An 18,066-nucleotide genomic window follows, 5' to 3' on the forward strand; every position below is an offset into this window, starting at 1 on the left:
GATAATATGCGCGGTCGCGCCGATATCTGTCACGCGAAGGGCTCGGCCGGGCCTTTCGACGGCAGGGTGAACCATTGCGGCCCGGTTTCGGTCATGTGGATATGGTCTTCGAGGCGGATCCCGAAACGGTCCGGGAAAACGATCATCGGTTCGTTGGAGAAACACATGCCCGGTTCGAGTACGGTCGCATTGCCGCGCACGATATAAGGCTCTTCGTGGATTTCCAGCCCGAGCCCGTGGCCGGCGCGATGCGGCAGGCCGGGAAGGACATAGTCTGGACCAAGCCCATGCTTGGCGAGAACCTTGCGGGCCGCATCGTCGAGGCTGCCGCAGGTGGCGCCGAGGCGGGCGGCCTCGAAGACGGCCTGTTCCGCTTCGCGCTCGATCGCCCAGGCCCTAGCGAATTCCGGAGCCGGCTCTTCCAGCACATAGGTACGGGTGAGATCCGAATGATAGCCGTCGAGCCGGCAGCCGGTATCGACCAGCACCACGTCGCCGGGCGCATAGGCCTGCTCGCCGTCGGCGCCGTGGGGAAGGGAGGTTGCGACCCCGAAGGAGACGATGCAGAAGCTCGAACCGCTTGTTGCCCCAAGCGCACGATGCTGTTCGTCGATATGACGCACCACGTCCGAGGCAAGCATGCCGGGCTTGATGAAGGCATGGGCGCGGCGATGCACTTCCAGCGTCAGGTTCATCGCATGCTGGATGAGATCGATCTCGGCTTTCGACTTCCGGAGCCTGAGATCACGGATCAGCCGGCTGCCATCGACAAGCCGCTCCGTGCCGAAAACGGCGGCGAGTTGGTGGTAGACGAACAGCGGCAGCGCGTCGTCGAGCGCCAGTTTCACATTGGCAGGCAGAAGCGAGGCGACCAGTGCGGCGCTCGCCTCATCCTCCTGCCAGGCGACGATCTCGCCCGGCAGGTGGGACAAGCTCTCGACACGGCTCCGTTCGAACCCCGGCACGATATAGGTGACCGATTTCGGCGTCACCAGCGCGCCGAGCAGCCGTTCGCTCTGGTGCCAGACGAGGCCGGTGAAATAACGCAGGCTCTCGCTGGCGCCGAGCAGGATGCCGCCCAGCCCCTTGTCGTCCAGCGACGCCTGCAGCCGTACAAGGCGCTGCCGCCGTTCGTCGTCGGTAATCTTGGGGACGGGGTGAGACCAGGCCATGTCCGCTTCCTTTCGATGTCGCTCGGGTTATATCGCGCTGTAGTCAGTTTGTCGACAGCGATATTTGGCACCTGCAGCCGACCTGCATTCCGCCGTCGTCAATGTCAGCGAAACCGGCTGATGCTATAGGGTTCGATATCGAGGGCAGGCTTCCGGCGGGCGGCGATATCGGCGACCAGCCGGCCGGTCGCGGCCGACTGGGTGAGGCCGAGATGCCCGTGGCCGAAGGCGTAGATGATTGCAGGCGTTGCGCTCGATGGGCCGATCACCGGTAGGCAATCCGGCATGGAGGGACGAAAACCCATCCACTGGCGGCCGCCATCGGTCTTCAGGTCGGGCAGGAAGCTTTTTGCCTTTTTCAGCATCGCCTCCGAGCGCTTGTAGTTCGGCGCCAGCTTTAGCCCGCCGAGCTCGACCGCGCCTCCGACGCGGATGCCGGAGGAAAGCGGCGTCACCACGAAGCCGTGGTCGTTGAAATAAAGTTGGCGATGCAGCGGGAAGGCCCCTTGCGGCAGCGTCGTATTATAGCCGCGCTCGGTTTCGAGCGGCGCATGATCGCCGAGGCCGGTTACGATCTTCTTCGACCAGGCGCCGCCGGCCAGTACGACGGTCTTCGCGTCGAAGATGGCGCCATCCGCCAGGATGACCCTGGCGCCATCGTTTATCGGCTCGATGCGGATGACTTCACCGATCCTCAGCGATGCGCCACGGGACATGGCGTTGCTGAAGAGAGCCTGGGTGAATTCCAGCGGGTCGGAGACCTGCAGGCCGGAAGGGGTGAAGATGCCGTGCCGGAACTGCGGCGCAAGGCCCGGCTGCAGGGCATCGATCTCATTGCGGCCGACTTTCTGGAATTCAAAACCCGCCTTGCGTTTCGCCTGCCAGTCGTCAGCCGCGGCATTGAGGCTCGCCTCGCTGTCGTAGAGGTCGAGCGTGCCCGTCTGTTTGACCATCGCCCGAAGGCCGGTGCGTTCGACCGTTTGCAGCATTTCGCTGCGCGCCATCGGCATCATCCTTGCCTGTACGCCGACCGTGCGCTCATAGGCAGGCCGAGCGCTGGCCCGCCACAGTTGCCACAGCCACGGCACCATGTTGAGTGCATAGGACGGCGGCAGGCTGAGGGGACCGAGCGGATCGAGCAGCCATTTCGGCGCCTTCCACATCATGCCGGGTGCGGCGATCGGGATGATTTCCGGAAAGGCGAGAATGCCGGCATTGCCGCTGCTCGCACCCCGGGCCACCTCCCCGCGCTCGATGATCAGCACCGAGCGGCCGTCTTCCAGCAGGTAATGCGCCGACATCGCGCCGATTATGCCCGAGCCGATGACGACGGCGTCGACCGAAGAGGAATTCATGATTGGTGTCCTGTGAAGGGAATGCGGAAAGTGAGGTCAGGAGACGGCGAGATCGATCGGATGGCCGAGATCGCGGGCGATATAATCCTGGATCTGCCGGACGATCTGTTCCGCATGCTTGATGGCGAGCCTGTCGGACCGCTCGATGTCGCGCGCTTCGATCGCGGCGATCATCTCCTCGTGTTCGTCGACATATTGGCGCGGCAGCCGATCGTCGAAGGTACGATAATAGAGGCGCAGGATGCGGCGGCCCTCGTCGAGCAGCCGGGCGAAGAAGGTGGTGTAATAGGTGTTGCCGGCGAGTTCAGCGATCGCCACGTGGAATTCCCGGTTCGCCTCGATCATCGCGAAGGCGTCGTGGGCGGCAACCGCTGCGGCGAACTCCGCCTGCCGCATGCGGATCTCGCCCATCGCCTGCGGCGTCGCGCGCATGGCGGCACCGCGGGTGGTGACGCGGTACATCAGCGTCAGGGCATCGAAATAGGGAGGCAGCGAGGCGAAATCGATCGTCGCGACGATGGTGTTGCGGTTCGGCAGCGTGGTGACGAGGCCATCGGCGGAAAGCCGCAACAATGCTTCGCGGATCGGGGTGCGCGACATGCCGAAACGCTCCGACAACCGGACCTCGTCGAGCGGACTGCCGGGGGCCAAGGTCATGGCGAGAATTTCCCCGCGCAGGATCGTATAAACGCTCTGCGTCCCGGAGCCACGCGGGCGGGGGATATCCGTTTCTGCAGGTTCGTTCGTCGCCATCATTTAACCGTTCTGCGTCGCAAGCCAATGCGGCAGGACAATTGCACACGTATTGTCGACAGGAAAGCCCACAAGGTGGCAGAACGGATTTGGTGCGGTTTTATCGAGTCGAAGCCTCAGTCGTGGCGATGATCCGCGCTGCGGCCAGCCTGCCGGCGACGATCGCGCCGTCGACATAGCCCGGATAGGACGGGGAGAGTTCCGACGACGCGAAATGGACAGGGGGCACGCCTTCGTTGATGATGTCCTCCGCATATCGGGCATCGAGATCGACGACGACGTCGCTATAGGCACCGCCGCTCCAGGGATCGTCGACCCAGTCGCGGACATGGATGTCGCGCGGATTGCCGCCTTCGGGGCCGAAGGCTGCGCTTAGCTGCTCGCGGATGAATGCGGTGAGGTCCTCACGGGGCCGCCCATGCCATTGCTGCGCTTCCGGCCCGCCGACGAAGACGATGAGGCCGGCATAATCGTCGTGGCTGGCATCGCAGGCATAGAGGCCCTGGGGTTCGTGCCACATGACGGCGCCGGAAAGCCCCCGCTCGCGCCAGAACGGCTTGTCGTAGCTGACCTGCAGCTTGATCGAAAGGCCTGGCGCCCAGGCGGAAAGCGCCTTCCGCAGCCGGTCGGGAAGAGCGGGCGAAAACGGCAATCGGCGGATCATCACCGGCGGCAGCGCCAGGATGATGTGTTTCGCGAAGAACCGCTCGTCGCCGGCGGTGACGGTGACCCCGGTATCGGAATATTCTATCCCGGTCGCCGGCGTGCCGAGGCGTAGCCGGTCGCCGAGCCTGGCCGCCAGGTGATCGGCCAGCGCGTGCAGCGTGCCGGGCAGGAACATTTCCATTTCCGAATAGGTATTGGTGATGCGCCGGTCGTTAGAGGCGAGCCAGGTGAAGGCGACCTCCTCCGGTGCGCGGCACCAGAGGCCCTTGATCAGCCGCAGGAAACTTTTCCGCACGTCAGCCGGCACGTCGTCCTGCCGGTCCACCCAATCGGCCACCGTCAGTTTCGCGAGTTCCGGATCGTCCGGATCGGTGGCGATCATCCGGTCGCGAAGCGCATCGACCCCCTGCCAGCGCGCGAAACCCTGCTGCGGCGGGACCGGCGGCCGATAGATGGCCTCGCCATCATAGTGCGTCATGACCGGGGTCTTTCCGTTTTCCGCGATGAGGGCCATCAGCTCGCTCATGTCGCGGCAGAAGAATTGCCCGCCGGTGTCGATCCGGGTGCCGTCCGGCAGCGTCTCGGACTCGACCTTGCCGCCGACCCGGTCGCGGGCCTCGAGCAGCAGCACGTCGAACCCTGCCTCGACAAGCTCCAGCGCGGCGCTCAGGCCCGTAAACCCCGCGCCGACGACGATGGCATCCCGCTCAGGCATTCTTTTCTCCGACGATCTTCCTGCCTTTGCCATTACCGCAAGCGTTTGGGCACGTCTATGACGCTGGAGGGGAGTGGCCGGAATCATGCCGCCCCCAGGAACCGTGCCTGAGGGCGGCAAATTGGTATCAGTCGAGCGGCAGGATCAGCACGTCGCGGGCCGGCACCTCGATCTTGCCGCCGTCATGGGCGTTTCCGACCGGCCAGACGGCCTTGCCGGCAGCGAGCCGGCCGTGGCCTTCGGCGAGCTTCACCTCGGTCACCTGCGCCGAGCGGGTCGGGTTGACGAGCCAGAGGAAGCTGCCTTTTTCGCTCGTGTGGATACGCGCGAACAGCGCCTTGTTCGACAGGGCCGCATGCGGCGTGCAGCCGCTCCAGCGCAGCAATTCGGCGAAAAAGGCGCCGTTCGCCTTGCCCTGCGACTTGTAATAGGCGACCGACGGATTGGTGCCGATCAGCAGCGTGCGACCCTTGCCATAAGTGTGCTCGACAACGGCAAGACGCCCGTCGTCAAAATTGCCGCGCGCGGTGCCGCCGGCCAGTACATAGGATTGCAGGAAACCGCCGCCGTCGACCGCCGCTCCATCCAGCTTGAAGTGGATGCGGTCGCCGATATCCGGCATGAACTCGACCTGGTCCTCGCGGGCGCCAAAAACCTTGTCGAGGCCCATGTTCGGCTGCACCTGCCCGACATGGCCGCGGTCGCCGAAATAACCGGGGCAGGCTTCAGCGATCAGCGTACCGCCGTTTTCCACCCAGGTGGCGAGGCGTTTTGCCTGCTCGGTCGTGAACATGATCGGATAGGGGAAATAGAGCCGATCATAGGCGTCGATATCGTCGATATGGACCCAGTCTGGCTGGACGCCGTTTTCGAGGAAGGCGCGATAGGCGCCCCACATCGCTTCCGGATAGGGCTTCTCCTTGGGGTCGTAGTTCAAGAGGTAATCCCATTCCTGCGTCTCGGGAACGACGAGGATGCCGATTTCGCCGCGCACCGGTTTTGCCTCCCAGAGAGCGGCCTGCGCCGGGTCGTTTGCCCATTTCGCCATGTCGCTCTGCAGTTTCGAGCGCGGTGTGCGGGCGCCGTCCATGCCATAGGCGCCGAACGCACCGAAGAGCGGGCCGTCGAGCAGCGGCCGCCAGCGCAGGTTCAGCACGCCGCGGGCGCCGCCCGCAAACGAGGTCATGCTCCACAGGCGGATATCCTCGGGCTCGGCGACGCGGCCGTCGTCCTTGTCGCGACCGATCACCTGCGGCTGCAGCCAGAGCGGTCCACCCTGGCGCTCGGCATGCCAGAAAGGTTTGCCGCGGGCGGCGGCGCGGTTGATGTCAACGCCGTACCAGTTCTTCCAGGCTTCAGATCCCTTGCGGGCCTGGATCCAGGTAAAGCCGTAGATCTCGACCTTGGATGCGGCCAGCCAGTCGTCGCAGCCGTTCGCCGCCATGTTGGGGATGGCGCCGGAAATGCCGTGGGCAGCGATGGTGTTCTTCGGATCGACGGCGCGGATGGTGTCGATGCGCCATTGCATCTGATCGTAGAAATTGTCGCGCTTGAACTGCAGCCAGTCGATGCACTCCGGATAGGGCGCCATATGGACCGGCGGCTCGACATCCTCCCATTCGGCATAGCTGTAGCGGTGCCAGGCCTTGGCCAGCACTTTCAGCGTGCCGTATTTCTTCTCCAGCCACTTCCTGAAAGCCGATTTGGCGTAGCTGCTGTAATCGACATCGGCGGAATAGTTGCACTCGTTCCAGACGTCGTAGCCGTAGATCGCCGGATGGTCCTTGTAGCGGGTGGCGAGTGCGGTCAGAAACTTGCCGGCCGCTTCCTTCACTTCCGGGCAGTTGAGCGTCAGTGCGCCGGCACCGCCGCCATTGTTGGAAAAGCCGCCGGTCGCCGCCGACACGCCCATATAGGAGCCGAGCCTGGTGCCGTCGGCATTGACCTGCAGCGCATCGGCATATTTGCGCACCGCCCAGTCGGGCACGGCGTGGATCAGTTCGGCGATGACCGTCTTGATGCCGTTCTGGGCCGCGAGGTCCATCTGCCGGTCGTATTCCTCCCAGTCGTAGACGCCGGGCGCGGTTTCGATCGCGCTCCACATGAACCAGTGGCGGAAGATGTTGAGGCCGTCCTCGCCTGCCGTCTTGTAATCTCGCTCCCAGTCTTCGCGGGGCGGATTGGACTTGCGGAAATAGACGGCGCCGTAGGGGAATTGGATATCGTTTCTGAGCATGGTCCTGTCCTTCTTCATCGACATGCGGACACGGCTCCGCCCTCCGGAGAAAAGCTCCGGTATGGAAGCGGCAGAGATGACGTCCGATTAGTTGGGAAAAGCGTTGATCTTAGCGGGGCCCTCCAGAAAGATGGGGCTTGATCCACCCAAGGCCTTCGCTGGTGCCGGCCTTCGGCCTGTATTCGCAGCCGACCCAGCCGTCGTAACCGAGGCGGTCGAGTTCGCGGAGTATGAAATCGTAGTTGATCTCGCCGGTGCCCGGCTCGTTGCGGCCGGGATTGTCGGCGATCTGCACGTGGGCGATCCTGTCCTTGAGGCGGGTGAAGGTCGGGATGAGATCGCCCTGCATGACCTGCATATGGTAGAAATCGTACTGGATGTAGAGATTGTCGGAGCCGACCTTGTCGAGGATGCGTTCGGCATGATCGGTCGTCGACAGGAAGAATCCTGGAATGTCGCGCAGGTTGATCGGCTCGATCAGCAGCCTGACGCCGGCATCGGCGCAGCGCGGCGCAGCGTATTTCAGGTTGTCGACCAGCACCTTTTCCAGGGCATAGACATCGGCGCCCTTGGCCACGAGGCCGGAGATGACGTTGACCTGTTTGCAGTCGAGCGCCTTGGCATAATCCAGTGCAAGGGCGACGCCGTCGCGGAATTCCTGGATGCGATCCGGCAGGCAGGCAATGCCGCGCTCGCCTCCGGCCCAGTCGCCCGAAGGCACGTTGAAGAGCGCCTGGACGAGGCCGCCCGCCTTCAATGCATCGACGACCTTCTCTTTCGGCTCGGCATAGGGGCCGAGATATTCGAGCCCGCCGAAACCGTCCTTCGCGGCGGCCGCGAAGCGATCGAGGAAGGGCAGGTCCTGGTAGAGGAAGGAGAGATTGGCGGAGAATTTCGGCACTGGCGCTGTCCTTTAGAGAACGGGTGCGACGAAGCGGTGCCGGTGCAGCATGCGCTTGTCGCGGGGGTCGGGATTGGGAACGGCGGAAATCAGGCTCTTGGTATAGGCCTCCTGTGGCGCCGTGCAGATCTGCTCGGCCTCGCCGAGTTCGACGATCTTGCCGCGATGCATGACGGCGACACGATCGCAGAAATAGCGCACCACCGAAATGTCGTGCGAGATGAAGATGAAGCTGAGGTTCAGCCGCTGGCGGATATCGAGCAGCAGGTCGAGGATCTGGCTGCGGATCGATACGTCGAGCGCTGACGTCGCCTCGTCGGCGATGATGATGCGCGGATCGAGCGCCAGCGCCCGGGCAATGCCGATGCGTTGCCGCTGGCCGCCGGAAAAGGCATGCGGATAACGTTCCATGCCCATCGGATCGAGCCCGACGAGGCGCATCAGTTCGGCGACGCGTTCCTCGAGCGCCTTGCCCTTGGCGAGACCGTTGATGATCAGCGGGTCACCGATCACTTCCTTGACCGTCATGCGCGGGTTGAGCGAGGCGAACGGATCCTGGAAGACGAGGCGGACCTCCCGGTGGAAGCCGCGCAGCTCCTTCTTGGTCAGGCGGGTGACCTCGACCTCGCTGCCATCCTTGTTGTGGTAGACGACGCTGCCTGTCGTCGGCTCGACGGTGCGCAGGATCAGCCGGCCGAGCGTCGTCTTGCCCGAGCCGCTTTCGCCGACGATGCCGAGGTTTTCACCGGGATAGAGATCGAAATTGGCGTCGTCGACGGCGCGCAACGAACTGGTCTTGCCGTGCCAGCCGAAGGTCTTGCCGAGATTGCGGACCGAAAGGATCGGCCGCAGCGGCGGCGATGAGGCCGCCGCCGGCACCCTGCCGTCGACATGGCGGGTCAGCTTCACCGTCGAGGCGAGAAGCTGGCGCGTATAGGGGTGCTGGGCCTCATGGTAGATCGCGTCGACCGGACCGCGCTCGACGATATGGCCGAAGCGCATGACGGCGACGTCATCCGCCACTTCGGCGACAATGCCCATGTCGTGGGTGATGAGCAGCATCGCCATGCCGCGTTCCACCTGCAGCCGCTTGATCAGGTCGAGGATTTCGGCCTGGGTCGTGACGTCCAGCGCCGTGGTCGGCTCGTCGGCGATCAGGATGTCGGGATTGCCGGCAAGCGCCATGGCGATCATCGCCCGCTGGCGCATGCCGCCGGAAAATTCGAACGTGTAGCGGTCGGCCATCTGGTCGGGATTGGGGATTTCCACCTGGCGCAGCAGTTCGACCGTTTTCGCCCGCGCGGCGCGTTTATCGAGATCGCTGTGCAGGCGAACGGCTTCGGTGATCTGCGAGCCGATCGTATGGACCGGCGACAGCGAACTCATCGGTTCCTGGAAGATTAGGCCGATCCTCCGGCCCCGAATGGCGCGCATGGCCTGGCCATCCGGATCGAGCCTGGCGATGTCGGTGACCGCGCCGGCGTTTCGCAAAAGGATGCGCCCGCCGACGATGCTGCCGGGACGGTCGACGATCTGCAGCAGCGAGCGGGCAGTGACGCTTTTGCCCGAGCCGCTCTCGCCGACGAGGCAAAGCGTCTGGCCGCGCTTCAGCTCGAAGCTGACATTCTCGACAGCATGCAGGATATGTGTTCTCAACCGGAAATCGATCGACAGGTTTTCGACGGAGAGGACGGTGTTTTCAGCAGGATCGGTCATGGGTTCCTCCTCAATTGTCATAGGGGTCGGCGGCATCGCGCAGGCCGTCGCCGAAGAAATTGAAGGACAGCACGGCGACGATCACCGCAAGCGAAGGCCAGATCAGCAGCCATGGCGCGGTCGCCACCGTGCGGATGTTCTGGGCGTCCTGCAGCAGCACGCCCCAGCTGACGACGGGCGGTTTGAGGCCGATGCCGAGGAAGGAGAGCGAGGTTTCGGCAACGATCATCGTCGGCACGGCAAGCGTCACGACGGCCAAGATATGGCTGGTCAGGGACGGCAGGATATGGCGGAAGATCAGCCGCTTTTCGCTCGATCCGTCGAGCATGGCGGCAGTGACGAAGTCTTCGCTGCGAAGGGCGAGGAAACGGCCGCGCACCTCGCGCGCAAGACTGGTCCAGCCGAGCAGCGACACGATGATGGTGATGACGAAATAGACGTTGACCGGCGACCATGTGAGCGGGATCGCCGCTGCGAGACCGAGCCATAATGGGATGGTCGGCATGGCGCTGACCACCTCGATCATGCGCTGGATCACCGTATCGACCCAGCCGCCGTAAAAGCCCGATATCGAGCCGAGCACGACGCCCAGCACAAGCGACATGACGACGCCGACGAGGCCGATCGACATGGAAATGCGCGTACCGTAGACCAGCCGCGAGAACACGTCGCGCCCGAGGCGGTCGGCGCCGAGCAGATACATCGGATCGTTCGGATTGATCGGGCCGATCAGGTGGCGATCCATCGGGATCAGGCCCCAGAGTTCGTAGCGCGGGCCTTTGACGAACAGGCCAACCGGCACGACCTTGGTGTCGTCGACCACGAAGGTGCGCCGCAGCGCCACCTTTTCGATCTCGACCTTGTAGCCCTTCACATGGAAATTGAACTCCGAACTGCCGTCCGGCTTGGTGACGAAAAAGCTCAGGCCCTGCGGCGGCGCATAGGTATATTGCGGCCGAGAGGTCGAGGGCAGGCTGGGCGCCAGGAATTCGGCAAACAGACCGATCAGATAAAGCATCAGGATGACGACGCCGGCAAACATCGCCACCTTCTGGCGGACCAGCTTGCCGGCGATCAGCTTCCAGGGGCCGACGGTTGCGGTCGAAACGGTCTTGCCGGCTTTCAGCGGACTGATCGAAGGGCCGTCGGCGACGGTGTGGACGGGGCCGGAATAGGTTCCGAATGTCTCGTGCGTGCTCATGCCACCTCCCTCAATTGAACCGGATGCGCGGATCGAGCAGCGCCAGCAGCAGATCCGATAGCAGCATGCCGACAAGGGTGAGGGCACTCAAAAGCAGGATGAAACTGCCGGCGAGATACATGTCCTGCGACACCAGAGCCCGGAACAGCAGCGGGCCGGCGGTCGGCAGGTTGAGCACGATGGCGGTGATCGTCACGCCGGAGACCAGATGCGGTAGCACCCAGCCGATCGCCGAGACGAACGGATTGAGGGCGATGCGCACCGGATATTTGAGGATGACCTTGTATTCCGGCAGGCCCTTGGCGCGGGCGGTGATCACATAGGGCTTGTGAAGCTCGTCGGTCAGGTTGGCGCGCAGGACGCGGATCAGCGCCGCCGTCCCTGAGGCGCCGATGATGATGATCGGGATCCACAGATGGGCGAGGAAATCGCCGACCTTGGCAAGGCTCCAGGGGGCCTCGGCAAATTCAGGAGAGTTGAGGCCGCCGACGCTCTGGCCGAGATAGCGGTAGGCGAAATACATCAGCACCAGCGCCAGGATGAAGTTCGGCACGGCAAGCCCGATGAAGCCGAAGAAGGTGAAGACGTGGTCGCTGATCGAGTGGCGGCGAACGGCGGAATAGATGCCGATCGGCAGTGCGACGATCCAGACGAACAGCAGGCTCAGAAGCGAGATGACCAGCGTCGAACCCATCCGGCCCCAGATCAGGCCGGAGACGGGCTGGTTCCACTCGAACGAATAACCGAAGTCGCCGCGGCTGACGATGCCCCAGATCCATTTGAGATACTGGATGTAGAAGGGGTCGTCGAAGCCGTAGATTTCCTTCAGCCGCTCGATCTGGGCCGGATCGACCGCCTGGCCGCTGTCGCTCATCGTGGCGATCATCGACGTCAGGTAGTCACCCGGCGGCAGCTGGATGATCAGGAACGATATCAGCGACATGCCGAACAGGGTCGGGATCATGTAGAGCACGCGCTTGAAGATGTAGCCAAGCATCGGAATAGTTCTCCTCCCGTTGAAGACGCCGCGCAGGCGCCACCTTCGGATCTCCATCCGCTACCGGCCCCTCCAGGCCGGCAACGCTCCTCAATTTAGTCTCTCACCCTATTTCCAGGTGAGATGCAGTACCTCCAGCCGCTCTATTCCCGGCACGTCCACCTCCGCGCGTCCATCCTTCACGCTGAAACTTGCCGCCCGGTCCGCAACCACCAGCCAGGCTTTCGCCACCGACTTGCCTTCTGGAACTTCCACCGAAACGGTCTGAGCCGCCAGAGGGTAATTCTCGCGTATCGGGCCTTTCATCATCATCGGGTTGGTGAGGTTGAAGAGGCTGAGGGCGATACCCTCGGTGTTTTCCCTGAGTGCCAGGTCAATGACGCCCGGGCCTTTGACGGTGACGCACGGGGCCTTGCCGAGCGCCCAGTGGACGGCGTTGGCAAGCAGGCGACCGTGATCGACGGCAAACACTTCCCAGAAAATTTCGCCGATATTCCAGGGAATATAGACCGTGCGGCCACCCCTGCCGGTTTCGCGGGCGACGACGGCCGCCCCTTCCGGGTCTCTACGCGGATAGACTTCCTCCATCGGCAGGTCCGGGAAATCGGGCACGTAGAGGAAGGGTGTCTGAGCGCCCGCAGCCGGCTCGACATGGATCAGCCTTGTGCCGCCCATGATCCGCTCGGCGCCATCAAAACCCTTGTTGACCGGGTGGTCGCCGGACAGCGCCACATAGGTGTTCTTGACGATGCCGCGTGGGCCGGAGACGAATTTGGCGCCGAGCACGTCCGACAGGCCGAATTCGGGCCGGGTCTTGCCGAATTCGTCGCGAAGCGAGGTCTCGTAGGAGGCAACGACGCTGCCGCCGCGCGCTACATAGGCGCGGATCGCCTCGTTCTGCGCGTCCGAAAGGCAGGAGGCGTTGGCGAGGATGATCACCTTGAAGCGGTCGAGATTGTCCCTGGTGAGCACCTGATCGGACAGGAGTTCGAAGGGCAGGCGTGCCTCGACCAGCGCGTGATAGACGCCGAGATCGTGTTTCTCCGCCGCGTGGCGTTCTTCCGGCGCCCAGTGGCGCAAGGTCGTCGACGGGTCGATCACGGCGATTTCCGCGGTCGGCGTCATGCTTTCAAGCACCGGCTCGACGGCCGATTGCAGCACGAAAGCCTCGGCGACCGGCTCCACCCAGCGCTTGTCGGGCACCACGCCGTTAAATTTCGTGAACCAGGCGAAAAGCCCATGGGCCGTGCCGTTGTTGATCCACAGCTGCATTTCCTCGCCGGAGGTCACCGCATCCTTCCAGCGGTATTCCTCCTCCGGACCGATCGAGGTGATCAGCACGACGGGGCGATCGGCGAAGGTCGCGCGGATGCGCTTGCCGTTGCGGCCGGCCGACCAGCCGAGCTCCAGTCCCTTGCGGCCCTGGTGGTCGACGACGAGGAAGGGGCAATGTTTGGTGATGACGGAGAGGTCGAACTCCATCAGCGACGCGCCGCTCATGTTGGGGATGAAGCTCGCATGCGGTCGGATGGCTTTGACCGCGTCGTCCCACTGGGCGATCATATCGGTCAGCACCCGGCGGCGCCATTGCAGCCAGGCCTGCCAGGCCGGGTCTTCGGCATCCGCCTTCTTGGGCAGGGCGTAGCCGGACATGTCCTTGAAACGGCGGGCGCTGTCATCGCTGTAGTCGACACCGTGGCCCTGCCAGCGATTGGCGAAGATCGCATCGATATCGTATTCGCGGACGATCTCCTTCACCACCTCCGGCATGAAGACGGAATTGTAGTCGCCATAGGCATTGGCGACCCAGACATCCGGATAGGCCCAGTGGCGGCGTGGGCTGCCGTCGGCATTGATCATCACCCATTCCGGGTGGGCCTTGGCGGCATCGTCATGGATGGCATGCGGGTCGACACGGGCCATGACATGCATGTCGAGCTTGCGGGCCGCATCGACGAGCGCGCCGAAGATGTCCTTGTCGCCCAGATACTGGCTGACGTAGTGATACGGAACCTTGCTTGGATAGTAGGCGATGTAACCGCCGGCGCTAAGGCAGACGGCATTCGATTTTGTGCGCTTGAAGACGTCGATCCAGAAGGCGGGGTCGTATTTGTCCGGATCGTCCTCGACGAAGGTCAATTGGGTCCAGCGCGTCGCGGTCCGGAACCAGTCCGGGGTCCGCAAGGTATCGGTGTTCTGTCGTCTCGCCTCAAGCATGATAGCGTCCAATCATCGGATAAGGGGTGCCCTCGGCGCCGGTCGGTTCAGGCCGGCGCCCGGAAAACATCGGAATGTGCGAGGCCGTCAGACCTTGTAGAACTGCTCCGGCATGGTCGGGGCAGGGGTCGGCCAGCCGAACGAATTCGGCATGGTCTTAGTGATGTTCTTCATGTTGTTCTTGACGATGCCGTAGCCGTCCGGCGGCTGCGAAATGCCGAACACGTAGAAGGTTTCCGCGGCTCCCTGCAGGAGCTGTTTCATGATCTCGCGCTGGCCTGCCTGATCCGAGGTCGCCTTCAGCTTGTCGTAGAGCGCAAGCTGCTTCTTGGTGTCTTCCGGCGGCTCCTCGGCATTGGCGTTCTTCGGATCGAGATACCAGAGCTGCCAGGCCGGGGCATACATCGCGTTGCTGTCGGTCGGCACGTAGTAGCGCGGATCGAGCATCGCCGCGACGCCGCCATTGGCGCCGAACTGGTGCGCGGTGGCATCGAAGTCGCGGCCCTGGCGAACGCGGGTTTCCCAGAGGGAACGGTCCATGGTGCGCATCTGCGCATCGATGCCGACCGCCTGGAACATCGGGATGACCAGCTGGAAGAGATCGAGGAAGATCGGGCGTGCCTGGTCGATCTCGAAGATGATCGTCAGCCGCCGGCCTTTCTCGTCGAGACGGAAATTCTGGCTGTCGCGCTTGGGGATCAGCTCGTCGAGCATGGCATTGGCCTTGTCGACGCTGTACTCGGTGAACTGCTTGGCAAGCACCTCATTATAGAGCGGGTCGCCTTCCTTGATCGATGGCTGGGCGGGGGCGCCCTGGCCGACCAGCACCGCGTCGATCAGGGTCTGGCGGTCGAGCGCCGTCGACAGGGCCGCGCGGAACTTCTTGTTGCGGAAGAGCTTTCGCTTCGTCTCATCATTGTGGTTCAGGTTGAAGATGAAGTTCATCACGTTGGCCTCGGTGGAGGTCAGAGTGTAGAAGTCATAGCCGCCCTGCTTGCGCGCGTCGTAGAGAACCGACTTGTTGTTGGGGGTGGCGATATACTGGTCCATCAGGTCGATTTCGCCCTGCATGCATTTCAACAGCAGTACCTGCGGATCGGCGACCATCTGGTAGACGATGCGGTCCATATAAGGCAGCTGGTTGCCCTCGGTATCGACCTTCCAATAGTAGGGATTGCGTTCGGCCACCACTCGTTCGGTGTTTTCGCCCGGCGCGATCGTGAACATCCAGGCGTTGAGGCAGGGCTTCTTCGAGGAATTGAGGAAGAAGGCGTTGTCGTCCTGGAAGCCGGAGGCAGACTGGAATGCGGCGATCCAGCTCTGGAAACCGCGCTGTTTGGCCAGCTCATCCGCCTTCGGATTGTAGTCGATATGGAACTGTTCGAGATAGTGCTTGGGGCAGCGGGTGGTGTGGTCCAGGTTGGACCATGCGACCTGCAACGGGAACATACCGTTAGGTTTTTCGAAGATGACCTTGAAGGTCTGCTCGTCGACTACTTCCAGCTTGGCGGGCTTGCCAGCGGTTTTCCAGTGGCCCTGGCTGGTGACGGCGACGCGCTTGTCGGTGAGCACCGTGTCATACCAGAACTTGACGTCGGCCGTGGTGTAGGGATGCCCGTCCGACCATTTCATGCCCTTGCGCAGCCGGATGGTGTAGACGGTCGAGTCCGCGTTGCCTTCGAAGGCTTCCGCGACATTCAGCGTCACGCCGGACCAGTCCGGCGTATAACGCAGCAGCGGTTCATAGGCCTGGTAGCGGAACAGCATGGAGAGCGAACCGCCGCCGACCAGCGCCAGCTTCCAGTCGCCTCCGTATTTCCCGACGCTTTCGACCGGTTTGATGACAAGCGGGTTGCCGGGCAGGCGGTCCTTGACAGGGGGCAGGGCGCCGCTGGCGACCTTGTCCTTCAGGAGGCTCGCTTCCTTGTAGTCGACGGCTAAGGCCGGCAGGGCCGGCAAAATCAAAACGGCCGAAGTCCCGGCCAGAAACGCGCGACGTTTCAGCTTGATCATGAGTGTCTCCTCCACACAGTCCCCGCCGTCACCTATTATTTCCCTTGGGCGTGGATAACGAAAAGTTTGCATTCGAATACTGTTAGGTAAAGTGTTATGTAGCGTTGTTTGGCAAAATTGCGTTTTGCAGTGCAGCAGTGTAGCCACACGGTAGCTGCAGGGGGATGGGCAATGAAGAGCAGGGGGCGGGTTACCTTACAGACCATCGCGCGCGAGGTCGGCCTTTCGAAATATGCGGTATCCAGATCGTTATCGGGCAAGAGCGGCGTCAGCGAGGAAACTCGCGAGCGGATCCGCGAAACAGCCCTGCGTCTCGGCTATAGCAAACCCGCGAGCCAGACCGCGCTGGGCGATATCGCGGTGGTGTTTCACGACCTCGATCCGGTCAATAGCGAGCTGCACATGCAGATCCAGAACGGCGTCCAGGCAGAGGCGCACAGGCTCGGCATGGCTCTCAGGATGTTATGGACCCACAGCCAGGGCCAGCTTGAAGAACTGGCCCGCACCTGCGCCGGGCTGTTGCTGGTCGGACCGCACGACCGCGAGGCGATCCGCGCCGCCATGGCGACCGGCACTCCGATCATCCGGTTCGGCTGGGTCGATCCGCTGGAGGATGCCGATCAGGTCTCCGGCACCGACCACGAGGCAGGACAGGCGGTGATCCAATACCTGGTGGACCTCGGTCACCGTTCCATTGCCTATGTCCATGGCACACCCGGCTATCGCGGCCGCCGCGAGCGCTTTTATGGCGCCCGCGAAATCGCCGAACGTCACCCGGATGTCACGTTGCACGTCCTGCAGTTCGAGGAGGAGAATGGTTTTGCCGAAACCTATCGCGCACTGAAGGAAAAAGGCGCGCGGCCCACCGCCTTCTTCTGCGCGCATGACGGCCTGGCGCTTACCGTCGTTTCCGAGCTCCTGGGCCAGGGCTATCGCATTCCCGATGATGTCTCGGTGGTCGGTTTTGGCGATTTTTCGCCGGCAAAGCAGATCTCGCCGGCGCTGACGACGGTGCGCATGGAAGGCCAGGAATGCGGAGCTGTCGGCCTGCGGCTGCTGCTCGAGCGGATCGAGAACCCCCGCCAGCCGGGAACCCCCGCCCGCAGGGTCCAGGTCGCATCGAGGATCATCGAGCGCCGCTCCACCGGGCCATGCAGGGACCCGGGGCATCCACGCGATCGTGCGGTGCCTCGGCAGGAGCCACGCATCGTGTCCGTCTGACGGAGCAGATCGGCGCTCCGCTGGCGGATCGATTTCGAGGGCCTATTTGAGGCTCTTCATATCCACCATGTCCATGTCGGTGAAGGACTGGTTGTCACCGGCCATGCTCCAGATGAAGGCGTAGGCGCCGGTGCCGGCACCGCAATGGATCGACCAGGGCGGCGAGAGCACGGCCTGTTCGTTGCGGATGATCAGATGGTTTGTCGCCGCCGGACGGCCCATCAGGTGAACGACGAAGGCGTTTTCTGGGATCTCGAAATAAAGATAGGCCTCCATCCGCCTGTCATGCAGATGCGCCGGCATGGTGTTCCAGACGCTGCCGGTCTCCAGCCGGGTCAGTCCCATCAGCAGCTGACAGGTCGGCAGCACTTTCGGATGCAGGTACTGGTAGAGCTTGCGCTTGTTCGATGTGGCGCTGTCGCCGAGATTGTTCTCGATCGCATCTGCGCTGCCGACGAACCGCGAAGGAAAGGTGGCGTGCGCCGGCGCGCTGTTGATATAGAATTTCGCAGGCGCAAACGGGTTGTCGCTCTCGAAGAGGATCTCCTTCGTTCCCATGCCGAGATAGAGCCCGTCCATCGGCTGGAGCGCGTAAGCCCTGCCATCGGCGATGACGCGGCCCGATCCGCCGATATTGATGAGGCCAAGCTCGCGACGTTCCAACAAGGAATCCGCGCCGACAAGTTTCGCCAGCTCGCTGCCGACGCCGAGGCTTGTCTGTGTCGGCGTGACACCAGCCACCAGCATGCGGTCGTAGTGGGTATAGACAGCCTGCAATGTCCCCGCGACGAAGAGATCTTCGATCACGAAATTTTCGCGCAGCTCCGCACTCGTCATGCGCTCCGACTGACTGTAGTGAACGGCATGGCGCGTTCGGACATCGATCGTCATGGTCTGTTTTCT

General features: G+C 63.1%; 13 protein-coding genes. 1 reads left to right on the forward strand and 12 read right to left on the reverse strand.

All coding sequences use genetic code 11. The features are described 5' to 3' along the window. Nucleotides 1–29 precede the first annotated feature (29 nt). From AC1D3C_RS03210 to AC1D3C_RS03260, 11 genes are all read right to left on the reverse strand, one after another. Nucleotides 30–1,172 (reverse strand): M24 family metallopeptidase, encoded by a 1,143-nt coding sequence (locus AC1D3C_RS03210; protein WP_477481848.1) that lies wholly within the window; start codon nucleotides 1,170–1,172, stop codon nucleotides 30–32. A 104-nt stretch (nucleotides 1,173–1,276) separates the two neighbouring features. Beyond that, the gene (locus AC1D3C_RS03215; RefSeq protein ID WP_477481849.1) at nucleotides 1,277–2,527 is read right to left on the reverse strand and encodes an NAD(P)/FAD-dependent oxidoreductase; all 1,251 of its coding nucleotides are present in this window, start codon (nucleotides 2,525–2,527) and stop codon (nucleotides 1,277–1,279) included. Nucleotides 2,528–2,563: 36 nt separating this feature from the next. Continuing rightward, nucleotides 2,564–3,280 (reverse strand): GntR family transcriptional regulator, encoded by a 717-nt coding sequence (locus AC1D3C_RS03220; RefSeq protein ID WP_040125703.1) that lies wholly within the window; start codon nucleotides 3,278–3,280, stop codon nucleotides 2,564–2,566. A 100-nt stretch (nucleotides 3,281–3,380) separates the two neighbouring features. Next, nucleotides 3,381–4,748 (reverse strand): flavin monoamine oxidase family protein, encoded by a 1,368-nt coding sequence (locus tag AC1D3C_RS03225; protein ID WP_477481850.1) that lies wholly within the window; start codon nucleotides 4,746–4,748, stop codon nucleotides 3,381–3,383. 40 nt (nucleotides 4,749–4,788) lie between these two features. Beyond that, on the reverse strand, nucleotides 4,789–6,897 hold the full coding sequence (locus AC1D3C_RS03230; protein ID WP_477481999.1) for a beta-galactosidase: 2,109 nt from the start codon (nucleotides 6,895–6,897) through the stop codon (nucleotides 4,789–4,791). 109 nt (nucleotides 6,898–7,006) lie between these two features. Beyond that, nucleotides 7,007–7,798 carry a 2-oxo-tetronate isomerase gene (gene otnI, locus AC1D3C_RS03235; RefSeq protein WP_477481851.1) on the reverse strand — a complete coding sequence of 264 codons (792 nt, stop codon included), beginning with the start codon at nucleotides 7,796–7,798 and terminating at the stop codon, nucleotides 7,007–7,009. Between the two features lie 12 nt (nucleotides 7,799–7,810). After that, nucleotides 7,811–9,514, reverse strand: a complete 1,704-nt coding sequence (locus AC1D3C_RS03240) for an ABC transporter ATP-binding protein (RefSeq protein ID WP_477481852.1) — start codon at nucleotides 9,512–9,514, stop codon at nucleotides 7,811–7,813. A gap of 10 nt (nucleotides 9,515–9,524) precedes the next feature. After that, on the reverse strand, nucleotides 9,525–10,715 hold the full coding sequence (locus AC1D3C_RS03245; protein ID WP_477481853.1) for an ABC transporter permease: 1,191 nt from the start codon (nucleotides 10,713–10,715) through the stop codon (nucleotides 9,525–9,527). Between the two features lie 10 nt (nucleotides 10,716–10,725). Continuing rightward, nucleotides 10,726–11,712, reverse strand: a complete 987-nt coding sequence (locus AC1D3C_RS03250; RefSeq protein WP_040124307.1) for an ABC transporter permease — start codon at nucleotides 11,710–11,712, stop codon at nucleotides 10,726–10,728. A gap of 108 nt (nucleotides 11,713–11,820) precedes the next feature. After that, nucleotides 11,821–13,929: a family 10 glycosylhydrolase gene (locus tag AC1D3C_RS03255; protein WP_477481854.1), complete on the reverse strand. Its 2,109-nt coding sequence runs from the start codon at nucleotides 13,927–13,929 to the stop codon at nucleotides 11,821–11,823. Between the two features lie 87 nt (nucleotides 13,930–14,016). Beyond that, nucleotides 14,017–15,942 carry an ABC transporter substrate-binding protein gene (locus AC1D3C_RS03260; RefSeq protein WP_477481855.1) on the reverse strand — a complete coding sequence of 642 codons (1,926 nt, stop codon included), beginning with the start codon at nucleotides 15,940–15,942 and terminating at the stop codon, nucleotides 14,017–14,019. Nucleotides 15,943–16,113: 171 nt separating this feature from the next. Between AC1D3C_RS03260 and AC1D3C_RS03265 the strand changes: the two genes are divergently transcribed. Beyond that, entirely contained in the window at nucleotides 16,114–17,163 is a 1,050-nt protein-coding gene (locus AC1D3C_RS03265; protein ID WP_477481856.1) for a LacI family DNA-binding transcriptional regulator, read from the forward strand. A 42-nt stretch (nucleotides 17,164–17,205) separates the two neighbouring features. On the opposite strand, the gene kduI is transcribed toward AC1D3C_RS03265, so the two are convergent. Then, nucleotides 17,206–18,054: a 5-dehydro-4-deoxy-D-glucuronate isomerase gene (gene kduI / locus AC1D3C_RS03270; RefSeq protein ID WP_477481857.1), complete on the reverse strand. Its 849-nt coding sequence runs from the start codon at nucleotides 18,052–18,054 to the stop codon at nucleotides 17,206–17,208. Between the last annotated feature and the right edge of the window lie 12 nt (nucleotides 18,055–18,066).

The organism is Neorhizobium sp. P1_A6 (genome assembly GCF_056406795.1).

Coding starts and splice junctions, on each gene's coding strand:
- AC1D3C_RS03230 (WP_477481999.1), bottom strand. CDS start 6,897: ATGCTCAGAAACGATATCCAATTCCCCTACGGCGCCGTCTATTTCCGC.
- AC1D3C_RS03260 (WP_477481855.1), bottom strand. CDS start 15,942: ATGATCAAGCTGAAACGTCGCGCGTTTCTGGCCGGGACTTCGGCCGTT.
- AC1D3C_RS03245 (WP_477481853.1), bottom strand. CDS start 10,715: ATGAGCACGCACGAGACATTCGGAACCTATTCCGGCCCCGTCCACACC.
- AC1D3C_RS03240 (WP_477481852.1), bottom strand. CDS start 9,514: ATGACCGATCCTGCTGAAAACACCGTCCTCTCCGTCGAAAACCTGTCG.
- AC1D3C_RS03215 (WP_477481849.1), bottom strand. CDS start 2,527: ATGAATTCCTCTTCGGTCGACGCCGTCGTCATCGGCTCGGGCATAATC.
- AC1D3C_RS03220 (WP_040125703.1), bottom strand. CDS start 3,280: ATGGCGACGAACGAACCTGCAGAAACGGATATCCCCCGCCCGCGTGGC.
- kduI (WP_477481857.1), bottom strand. CDS start 18,054: ATGACGATCGATGTCCGAACGCGCCATGCCGTTCACTACAGTCAGTCG.
- AC1D3C_RS03250 (WP_040124307.1), bottom strand. CDS start 11,712: ATGCTTGGCTACATCTTCAAGCGCGTGCTCTACATGATCCCGACCCTG.
- AC1D3C_RS03255 (WP_477481854.1), bottom strand. CDS start 13,929: ATGCTTGAGGCGAGACGACAGAACACCGATACCTTGCGGACCCCGGAC.
- AC1D3C_RS03265 (WP_477481856.1), top strand. CDS start 16,114: ATGAAGAGCAGGGGGCGGGTTACCTTACAGACCATCGCGCGCGAGGTC.
- AC1D3C_RS03210 (WP_477481848.1), bottom strand. CDS start 1,172: ATGGCCTGGTCTCACCCCGTCCCCAAGATTACCGACGACGAACGGCGG.
- AC1D3C_RS03225 (WP_477481850.1), bottom strand. CDS start 4,748: ATGATTCCGGCCACTCCCCTCCAGCGTCATAGACGTGCCCAAACGCTT.